This is a genomic window from Streptomyces sp. NPDC006265, assembly GCF_040613555.1.
GTDB lineage: Bacteria > Actinomycetota > Actinomycetes > Streptomycetales > Streptomycetaceae > Streptomyces.
The window spans coordinates 1-2,644 of the sequence record NZ_JBEXSH010001075.1 but is presented as its reverse complement, the minus strand read 5'-3'; the positions used below and the strand labels follow the sequence as shown (position 1 = coordinate 2,644).

General features: G+C 71.8%; 2 protein-coding genes and 1 pseudogene. 2 read left to right on the top strand and 1 reads right to left on the bottom strand.

What is annotated here, in order from left to right:
• Positions 1-241: pseudogene (locus tag ABZ281_RS45405) on the bottom strand (hypothetical protein); the annotation flags it as partial.
• Between the two features lie 92 nt (positions 242-333).
• Here ABZ281_RS45405 and ABZ281_RS45400 point away from each other — a divergent pair.
• Positions 334-876 (top strand): MOSC domain-containing protein, encoded by a 543-nt coding sequence (locus ABZ281_RS45400; protein ID WP_356664239.1) that lies wholly within the window; start codon positions 334-336, stop codon positions 874-876.
• A 66-nt stretch (positions 877-942) separates the two neighbouring features.
• Positions 943-2,562, top strand: a complete 1,620-nt coding sequence (locus ABZ281_RS45395) for an ATP-binding cassette domain-containing protein (protein WP_356664237.1) — start codon at positions 943-945, stop codon at positions 2,560-2,562.
• Positions 2,563-2,644 lie beyond the last annotated feature (82 nt).

The following is a 2,644-nucleotide window of genomic DNA, read 5'->3' as shown; positions in this document are numbered from 1 at the left end:
GCGTCCCCACCGCGCCCGCGTCATCAGCGAGTTGACGCACATCCGCGAGGGCGGCGGCGGCCGCGAACCAGAGCGCCCCGTGATTCGCGCTGCGGCTCAGCCGGGGCAGGACGGGGCCCGCCCCCGGCCAGTGCCGGGCCGCGGCGGCCTCGAAGAGGCGGCGGTCCAGGGCGAGGGCGCGATCGCGCAGGGGATGGTGCCCGGGCTTGGGGGTGGTGAGGTCCAGGTCGGGGGGCGTCATGCGGTGCGGGTACCCGGAGGGGGTGGACACGCCGACACTCCCGGGGCAGGCTCGGAGCTGATCATCGTCGCCGAAACAGGGGGAACCGAGAGATGAACGCGCACGTGACGGCGGTCAGCAGCAACGGAGAGTACTCGTTCACCAAGCCGAACCGGGACAGCATCAGGCTGCTCGCCGGGCTCGGGGTGGAAGGAGACGTGCACGCCGGGGTGACGGTCAAGCACCGCTCGCGCGTCGCGCAGGATCCCACCCAGCCGAATCTGCGGCAGGTCCACCTCATCCACGAGGAGCTCTTCGCCGAGGTCGGCGAGGGCGGATTCAAGGTGGCGTCCGGCGAACTCGGCGAGAACATCACCACCCGGGGCATCGACCTGCTCGCGCTGCCGACCGGCACGCTGCTGCGCATCGGCGACGGCGCGGTCCTGGAGGTCACCGGGCTGCGCAATCCCTGCCTGCAGATCGACCTCTTCCAGGACGGACTGCTGAAGCAGGTCGTCGGGCGTGACGAGGCGGGGAACATCGTGCGCAAGGCCGGGATCATGAGCGTAGTGCGCGAGGGGGGCGTGATCCGTCCCGGCGACACGATCGTGGCAGAGCTTCCCAGCGAGCCGCATCGGCCGCTGGAAAGGGTCTGACCGGCACCCCCCCGGGATCTGAAACCCGTTTGCCCCGGACCCCCGCGCCCCCACAGAATCGCGCCCATGGGACACCTCGAAGCCGCGCACCTGGAGTACTACCTGCCCGATGGAAGGGCGCTGCTGGGCGATGTCTCGTTCCGGGTGGGGGAAGGGGCCGTGGTGGCCCTCGTCGGGCCCAACGGCGCCGGGAAGACCACCCTGCTCCGGATGCTCGCCGGTGAGCTCAAGCCGCACGGGGGATCCGTGGGCCTCGGCGGCGGGCTCGGCGTCATGCGGCAGTTCGTGGGATCCGTACGCGACGACACGACCGTGCGGGACCTGCTCGTGTCCGTCGCGACGCCCCGCATCCGCGAGGCGGCCGTCGCCGTGGACGCCGCCGAGCACGCGATCATGACCGTCGACGACGAGGCCGCCCAGCTGGCGTACGCGCAGGCCCTCGCCGACTGGGCCGAGGCCCGCGGGTACGAGGCCGAGACGCTATGGGACATGTGCACGACGGCCGCGCTCGGGGTGCCGTACGACAAGGCGCAGTTCCGGGAGGTCCGCACCCTCTCGGGCGGCGAGCAGAAGCGGCTCGTCCTGGAGGCGCTGCTGCGCGGCACCGACGAGGTGCTGCTCCTGGACGAGCCCGACAACTACCTCGACGTCCCCGGCAAGCGGTGGCTGGAGGAACGGCTGAAGGAGACCCGCAAGACGGTTCTGTTCGTCTCCCACGACCGCGAACTCCTCGCCCGGGCCGCCGAGAAGATCGTCTCCCTGGAGCCCGGGCCCACGGGCGCCGACGCTTGGGTGCACGGCGGCGGGTTCGCCACCTTCCACGACGCACGGCGGGAACGCTTCGCCCGCTTCGAGGAGTTGCGCAGGCGCTGGGACGAGAAGCACGCCCAGCTGAAGAAGCTGGTGCTGACGCTGCGTCAGGCCGCGGCCGTCAGTCACGAGATGGCCTCCCGCTACGCGGCCGCGCAAACGCGTCTGCGCAAGTTCGAGGAGGCCGGACCGCCCCCGGAGCCGCCGCGCGAGCAGGACATCAGGATGCGGATCAAGGGCGGCCGCACCGGCGTCCGGGCGGTCACCTGCGCGAGCCTGGAGCTCACCGGCCTGATGAAGCCCTTCGACCTGGAGGTCTTCTACGGCGAACGCGTCGCCGTCCTCGGCTCCAACGGCTCCGGCAAGTCCCACTTCCTGCGCCTGCTCGCCGGTGACGACGTGGCGCACACGGGGGACTGGAAGCTGGGCGCCCGGGTCGTTCCCGGCCACTTCGCGCAGACGCACGCGCACCCGGAGCTGGAGGGCCGCACGCTCCTCGACATCCTGTGGAAGGAGCACGCACAGGACCGCGGAGCCGCGATGTCCCGCCTGCGCCGCTACGAGCTGACCCAGCAGGCGGAGCAGACGTTCGAGCGTCTGTCCGGCGGCCAGCAGGCCCGCTTCCAGATCCTCCTGCTGGAGCTTCAGGGCGTGACGGCGCTGCTGCTGGACGAGCCGACCGACAACCTCGACCTGGAGTCGGCCGAGGCGCTCCAGGAGGGCCTGGAGGCCTTCGACGGCACGGTCCTCGCGGTCACCCACGACCGCTGGTTCGCCCGCTCCTTCGACCGCTTCCTGGTCTTCGGCAGCGACGGCCGGGTCCGGGAGACCCCGGACCCGGTCTGGGACGAACGGCGGGTCGAGCGGGCCCGCTAGTGCCGCGGCAGGCAACGTTCGCCCCGTCACGACGCCCGGCACGCTCCCCCAAGCTCTCGACTCCGCTCGAGCAGGAGGTACC